The sequence below is a fragment of the Streptomyces turgidiscabies Car8 genome, from assembly GCF_000331005.1.
GTDB classification, from domain to species: Bacteria; Actinomycetota; Actinomycetes; order Streptomycetales; family Streptomycetaceae; genus Streptomyces; species Streptomyces turgidiscabies.
The window spans coordinates 1-6,857 of the sequence record NZ_AEJB01000186.1 but is presented as its reverse complement, the minus strand read 5'-3'; the positions used below and the strand labels follow the sequence as shown (position 1 = coordinate 6,857).

Below are 6,857 nucleotides of genomic sequence, written 5' to 3'. Positions count from 1 at the left end.
TTTGTCCCCGTGCTTCACGTCCCCATCGGGTCCGCGTGCACGATGTACCCCGCGCCGCGCACCGTTCGGATCAGTGACTGGCCCGAGTCGCCCAGCTTGCGCCGCAGGTAGTAGACGTACGTCTCGACCACCCCCGACTCGCCCTGGAAGCCGTAGTTCCAGACCGTGTCCAGGATGTGCGCCTTGGAGATCACCTGGCCGGCGTTCTCGAGCAGCACCTTCAGCAGCGCGAACTCGGTCGCCGACAGCGGTACGGCCGTACCGTGCCGCCACACCTCCCGGGTGCCCGCGTCCAGCTCGACGCCGGCCGCGCACAACCGGCGCGAGGGCGCGGGGGCCGGTCGGACCGCACCCCGGGCGCGTCGGATCAGAGCCCGGATGCGCGCGCTGACCTCGGTGAGGTCGAAGGGCTTGGTGACGTAGTCGTCGCCGCCCACGGCCAGGGCGTGGCACTTGTCCTCGACGGCCGTACGGGCGCTGAGGAAGATCACCGGGGTGTCGATCCCGGCGGCACGGAGCCGTCCGCAGACCTCGGTGCCGTCCAGGTCGGGGAGGGCCAGGTCCAGCAGTACCGCGTCGGGTTGCCGGCGTCGGACCTCGTGGACGGTCTCGTCCCCCGTGGACACGAGATGCGCGTCGAAGCCGAGGAAGCGCAGTGCCATGACCAGCATGTCGGAGTTGCCGTGCTCGTCCTCGATCACGAGTACGGAGGGCTGTTCGGGAGCTGAAGGATCTTGGTTCACGCCGGAGGCTCTTTCGGTGGGGGTGTTCGCCGTCGGGTGGTGGGCTTTTCCAGGCCTGCACCCAGGCTGACCACCGGAACGTTGTCCAAGAAGCCCCTCCGGTCACTCTGGACAACCCTCACCGGCGTTGACAACCGCCCTCGCACCCCTCCATCATCATTCCACTAATCAAGTAGTGGAATGATGATGGAGGTGGTGGTGGCCGTGGAGTTCCGGATCGACAGGCGGAGCGGGGTCCCCGCCTTCCAGCAGATCGTGCAGCAGACCAAGCAGGCACTCCGGCTGGGCGTACTGGTGCCGGGGGACCGGCTGCCCACCGCCAAGGAGGTCGCGGAGGTCAGCACGGTCAACCCGAACACCACCCTCAAGGCGTACCGCGAGCTGGAGCGCGAGGGCCTGGTCGAACCACGGCCGGGCCAGGGCACCTTCGTACGCCGCACGCTCGCCCGCCCCGAGACGGGCACCGACTCCCCGCTCTACGCGGAGCTGGTGGCCTGGGTGGCGAAGGCGGCCGGGGCGGGTCTGGAGCAGGAGGACGTCGCCGCACTGGTCGCGTCGGCGATGGAGAAGCAGTACGCCGCCGGGACCACGGCGACGACGGGGGCTACGACAACTAGGAGCACAGGTGAGTGACGGTATGTACGCGGGGAAGCCGGCGCTTGAGGCGTACGGGCTGGGGATGCGCTACCGGCGGGGCTGGGCGCTGCGGGACTGCTCCTTCCGGCTCCCGGCGGGCCGGATCTGTGGGCTGGTCGGACCCAACGGGGCGGGCAAGACCACGCTGCTGAGCATCGCGGCCCATGTCCTGGAGCCGACGGACGGCTCGATCAGCCTGTTCGGTGAGGGGCCGGGCTCGGCGGAGTCGGGCCGGCGCACCGCGTTCCTCGCCCAGGAGAAGCCGCTGTTCCGGCGGTTCACCGTGGCGGAGACCCTGCGGCTCGGGCGGGAACTGAACCCCGGCTGGGACCAGCGCTCCGCCGAGGACATCATCCGCGCGGGCAACGTGCCCTTCGACGCGAAGATCAGCACCCTCTCCGGCGGCCAGCGCACCCGCGTCGCCATCGCCCTCGCCTTCGGTAAGCGGCCCGACCTGCTGCTGCTCGACGAGCCGATGTCGGACCTCGACCCGGTCGTGCGCCACGAGATCATGGGCACCCTCCTCGCGGAGGCCGCCGAGCGCGGTACGACCGTACTGATGTCCACCCACGTCCTGGCCGAACTGGAGAACGTGTGCGACTACCTCGTCGTCGTCTCCGGCGGCGGAGTGCGCCTCGCCGGTGACGTGGACGATCTGATGTCCGTGCACACCCTGGTCACCGGGGCCAGGGAGGGCGAGGGCCTGCCCGCCTCCCTCGGGCACCACACCCTCGTCGAGTCCCGGACCAGCGGACGGCAGTTCACGGCGCTCATCCGCCCCGAGGGCCCGGTCACCGGCCCGTGGGAGACCGCCGCCCCGAACATGGAGGAACTCCTGCTCGCCTATCTCCGCTCGCCCGACGCACCACCGCTGATCACCCCCACCGCGCAGGTCCACGGTCAGGGTCTGGCGTTCGGCACCGGGACGGTGGCGGCATGAGCACCTTCACCCGCACCTCGACCGGCAGCACGAGCGACGGCAGGAACAGGACCATGAACGCGACGACGGCAGCGACCACGACGGAGGCCACCCGGGGTCCCCGTCTCAGCGGTATGACCTGGCTGGTCTGGCGCCAGCACCGGGCCGCGTACTGGACCATCCTCGCCGCCGCCGCGCTCTCCGTGGCCTGGATGGTCTACCAGCGCGGCCAGTTGACGGACTTCCTCGACGGCCTCGGCTATCCCGCCAAGAGCCTCGACACGGCGGCCGACGAGTTCCAGCAGTACCGCGAAGCGTTCAAGACCGTCTCCTTCGGTCTCCAGGTGATACCCGTCCTGCTCGGTGTCTTCCTCGGCGCCCCGCTGCTCGCGGGCGACCTGGAGAACGGCACGGCCAAGCTGGTCGCCGCCCAGTCCATGAGCCGGACCCGCTGGCTCGCCACGAAGCTGGGGCTGACCGGGCTGGTGGTCCTGGTGAGCACGGTCGCGGTGTCGGCGGCGTTCGGCTGGTGGTGGAGCCCCGTCAAGTCCGAGATCACGGTCCTGGACTGGACCTCCAGTGACGCCTTCAACAACACGGGCCCGGTGCCCTTCGCCCTCACCCTTCTCTCCGTGTTCGGCGGGGTGGCGATCGGTGTGGTGCTGCGGCGCACGCTGATGGCCATGGTGGTGACCTTCGGTTTCACCGCGGTCGTCCTGCTGGTCTGGGGCCACTTCGTGATGTCGCTCGGCAACGTCATCACGGTCACGAGCAACAAGGGTGTCGCGGCCGAGGACGCGTTCCCGTCGCTGCCTGACGGCGCGTACCAGATCGACGAGTCGTACCTCACGAGCGGTGGGGACCTTCTCGGCTGGGGCTCGTGCAACGAGGCGACGGATCAGGCGCGTGAGCTGTGCCTGAAGAAGGAGGGAATCGTCGGCTGGTCCGTGGACTACCTTCCGATGTCGCAGATGAACGGAATGCAGTGGTTCGGGGCGTCGATCCTGTTCGCCCTGACGGCCGCCGTCGTGGCGTTCCTTTTCCTCTGGGGTCGTAAGCGGCTCGTCTGAGTATCCGAGCAGCCGTTCCAGGCAACTCCCCTCGCAACTCCCCTCTCGTTTCTTTCCCTGTCCCGTCGGCCGGGCTGCTTTGCCATGCGCGAATGCCCGAATGCCCGGAGAGAAAGGTATGTCTTGAATCACCGAAAGAGGCGAACAGGTGAGGCTTCCGCTCTCGCCCTGTTCACCGCCGCCGCCCTCACCGCGACCCTGCTCGGCGCCCCGGGATCGCAGGCCGCGCAGACCGGCATCGGTACGGCCGGTACGGCCGGCGCCGCCGGCACCGCGAAGACCGTCACCCTCGTCACCGGGGACCGGGTCACCCTCGACGCCTCCGGGCAGGTCACCGGAGTGCGTCCCGGCAAGGGCCGGGAGGGCGTCACCTTCCGAATAGCGCGCAACGGCGACCGTACCTACGTCGTGCCCCGTGACGCCGAGCGGCTCCTCGCGAACGGCACCGCCGACCGGCGCCTGTTCGACGTGACGCGGCTGGTCGAGTGGGGGTACGACGACGCGGCCCGTCCCGACCTGCCGCTGATCGTGACGTACGCCAAGGGCCGTGCCCTCGCGCCGAGTTCACTGTCCGCCGCAGGGGCCAGGGTGAGCCGGGACCTGCCCAGCGTCGACGGGGACGCGCTGAAGGCCCGTAAGTCGGAGGGCGCCGCCCTGTGGGAGACGCTCACCGGCAGCGGGGGGCCGGCGCGGGCGAGGTCGGCCGCCGCGGACCGGGTCGAGAAGATCTGGCTCGACGGCAAGGTCGAGGCGGCCCTCGACAGAAGCACCGCGCAGATCGGCGCCCCCGAGGCCTGGGCGGCCGGGTACGACGGCAAGGGCGTCAAGGTCGCCGTGCTGGACACCGGGGTCGACGCCACGCACCCGGATCTGAAGGGCCGTGTCGACGCGGCGAAGAACTTCTCCGAGGCGGCGGACACCGTCGACCGGGTGGGTCACGGCACGCACGTGGCGTCCACCGTCGCGGGGTCCGGCGCGCACTCCGGGGGCAAGTACAAGGGGGTCGCGCCGGGCGCCCGCCTGATCAGCGGCAAGGTGCTCGACGACGGCGGCTCCGGCGAGGAGTCCGGCATCATCGCCGGTGCGCAGTGGGCCGTCGACCAGGGCGCCAAGGTCATCAACCTGAGCCTGGGCGGCCCCGACAGCCCCGGTGACGACCCCGTCGAGCAGGCGGTGAACGAGCTGTCCGCCTCCTCGGGCGCCCTGTTCGTGATCGCGGCCGGCAACGAGGGCCCCGCCGCCGGCACCGTCGGATCGCCGGGCAGCGCCGCCGCCGCGCTCACCGTGGGCGCGGTGGACCGCGCCGACGCCATGGCCGAGTTCTCCAGCCGGGGCCCGACGGCGGACGGTTCCCTCAAGCCCGACCTCACCGCACCCGGCGTCGACATCGTCGCCGCGAAGGCCGCCGAGGGCACGGAGGGCGACCCGGCCGTCGACGGTTACGTCTCGATGAGCGGTACGTCGATGGCGACCCCGCATGTCGCCGGCGCCGCCGCGGTCCTCGCCCAACGCCACCCCGACTGGACCGGCGAGCGCATCAAGGCCGCGCTCACCGCCTCCGCGAAGCCCACCGCCGGTGTCTCGGCGTTCGCGCAGGGCACGGGCCGTACGGACCTCCCCCGCGCCCTCGACCAGCAGCTCACCACCATTCCGGCCACCGTCGGCTTCCCCGCCCAGCAGTGGCCGCACACCGACGACCGGCCGGTCACGAAGACGGTCACCTACCGCAACGACGGCGACCACCCCCTCACCCTCGACCTGACCACCGAGGTGTACGGCGAGGACGGCAAGCCCGCCGCCGAGGGCATGTTCGAGGTCTCATCGAAGCAGCTCACCGTCCCGGCGGGCGGCACGGCGACCGCCCAGGTCACCGGCGACAGCAGTGCGGGTACGGCCGACGGTTCGTTCGGCGGCGCGCTCGTCGCGACGGACGGGGCCGGCACCACCGTACGGACCGGCATCGGCGTACACCGCGAGGTCGAGTCGTACGACCTGACGGTCAGGCACCTGGACCTGCGGGGCAGGCCCGCCGGCCGCTCCGAGACCGGGGTGCAGGGCCTGGACAACAACATCTGGCAGGACTACTCCGACGACACGGACGGCGAGTTCACCGTCCGGCTGCCCAGGGGCCGTTACAGCCTCGAAGGCCGGATCGACACGGGCGGGGACCCCGACGCCGGGGAACTGGCCCTCCTCCTGAACCCGAAGTTCGCGCTCACCCGTGACACCACCCTCGTCATGGACGCCCGCAGGGCCAAGCCGGTCCGGATCACCGTGCCGGACAGCGCGGCCCGGCACACCGACGCCACACTCAACGTCGGCATCGACATCGGCACGACCCGCAGCGTCTCCACGTACGACATGGGCACCTTCCGTGACCTGCGCGTCGGCCAGTTGGGCGGGCGGGTCCCGGCGGCTGAGGCGTTCGCGCAGTACAACGGCACCTGGGCGCACGGCGCCACGCACTACCGGCCGGCCTGGAACCGTACCGGCGATCTGTCGGGCTTCACCGCGAACCTGAAGCCCGCGCAGTTCGCGAAGGTCACGATCGCCGCCGGTACGCCCGTCAAGGGCAAGACGGCGACGCTCGTAGCCGCGCCGATCACACCGGGCGACGGTTTCTGGCTCGACTTCAACCCGGACACACGCTCCCTGCCGGGCGCCTTCACCGACTACGTCCTGCCGGGCGTGAAGTGGCGGTACTCCGTCTCGCAGTACGGCGGCAAGGACGCGGACGGCGAACCGATGTGGGACGCCTCGCAGTGGACCGCGGAGCCCCGCTCGTACAGCGCGGGCAAGCAGTACAACGAGCGCTTCAACACCGGCGTCTTCGGCCCGCATCTCACTGGCCCCCTGACGAACGGCAAGGACCGTCCGGGCGCGGTCCGCTTCGGCGACACCCTCATGGCCTACCTCCCGCTGTTCTCCGACGGCGCCGGTCATGTCGGCGACTCCCGCTACAGCAGGGCGAGGAGCACCCTGTACGCGGGCGGCGAGAAGATCTTCGCCGAGAACACGGACCTGGCCGGCGTCTCGTCCGAACTCCCCGCCGCCGAGCGGGCGTTCCGCCTCACCACGGATGTCTCCCGGCCCACCTCCCTCTCGCCGGTCTCCACCCGGATCACCGCCGAGTGGACCTTCACCTCCGGGCACGTCACCGGTGTCGGGCAGCGGCTGCCGCTGTCGGTGGTCCGCTTCACGCCCAGGCTGAGCACGGCGAGCACGGCCAAGGCGGGTACGCGTTTCTCGGTGCCGTTCACGGTCGAGGGCGCCGCCACCGCGCGCACCGCCCGCAAGCTGACCTTCTCCGTCTCGTACGACGACGGCCGGACCTGGCACCCCGCGAAGGCGGTCGCCGGCAAGCGCCTCGACCTGAGCCACCCGGCGAAGGCGGGCACGGTCTCCCTGCGCGCGGCCCTCACGGACGCGTCCGGCAACACCCTGAAGCAGACGGTCTACCGGGCCTACCGGACCATCAAGTAGGCACGA

Annotated in this window: 5 protein-coding genes; 4 read left to right on the top strand and 1 reads right to left on the bottom strand. The window is 70.9% G+C overall.

Annotation, left to right across the window (positions count from 1 at the left end; genetic code table 11):
• Nucleotides 1-14: 14 nt before the first annotated feature.
• Nucleotides 15-743, bottom strand: a complete 729-nt coding sequence (locus STRTUCAR8_RS11430) for a response regulator transcription factor (RefSeq protein WP_006375810.1) — start codon at nucleotides 741-743, stop codon at nucleotides 15-17.
• Nucleotides 744-923: 180 nt separating this feature from the next.
• On the opposite strand from STRTUCAR8_RS11430, the gene STRTUCAR8_RS11425 reads away from it, so the two are divergent.
• The 4 genes from STRTUCAR8_RS11425 (at nucleotide 924) to STRTUCAR8_RS11410 (ending at nucleotide 6,851) form a co-directional block, all read left to right on the top strand.
• The gene (locus STRTUCAR8_RS11425) at nucleotides 924-1,376 is read left to right on the top strand and encodes a GntR family transcriptional regulator (protein WP_006375811.1); all 453 of its coding nucleotides are present in this window, start codon (nucleotides 924-926) and stop codon (nucleotides 1,374-1,376) included.
• Nucleotides 1,377-1,380: 4 nt separating this feature from the next.
• Nucleotides 1,381-2,319, top strand: a complete 939-nt coding sequence (locus STRTUCAR8_RS11420) for an ABC transporter ATP-binding protein (RefSeq protein WP_044472032.1) — start codon at nucleotides 1,381-1,383, stop codon at nucleotides 2,317-2,319.
• A complete protein-coding gene (locus tag STRTUCAR8_RS11415) occupies nucleotides 2,316-3,368 on the top strand; it encodes an ABC-2 transporter permease (RefSeq protein ID WP_006375812.1) in 1,053 nt (350 codons plus the stop codon). The genes STRTUCAR8_RS11420 and STRTUCAR8_RS11415 overlap by 4 nt, the downstream gene beginning before the upstream one ends.
• 123 nt (nucleotides 3,369-3,491) lie before the next feature.
• On the top strand, nucleotides 3,492-6,851 hold the full coding sequence (locus tag STRTUCAR8_RS11410; protein ID WP_006375814.1) for a S8 family peptidase: 3,360 nt from the start codon (nucleotides 3,492-3,494) through the stop codon (nucleotides 6,849-6,851).
• Nucleotides 6,852-6,857 lie beyond the last annotated feature (6 nt).

Excerpts from the sequence above, each read along its gene's own strand:
- STRTUCAR8_RS11425 (WP_006375811.1), top strand. The coding sequence starts at position 924 with ATGATGATGGAGGTGGTGGTGGCCGTGGAGTTCCGGATCGACAGGCGG.
- STRTUCAR8_RS11420 (WP_044472032.1), top strand. The coding sequence starts at position 1,381 with ATGTACGCGGGGAAGCCGGCGCTTGAGGCGTACGGGCTGGGGATGCGC.
- STRTUCAR8_RS11415 (WP_006375812.1), top strand. The coding sequence starts at position 2,316 with ATGAGCACCTTCACCCGCACCTCGACCGGCAGCACGAGCGACGGCAGG.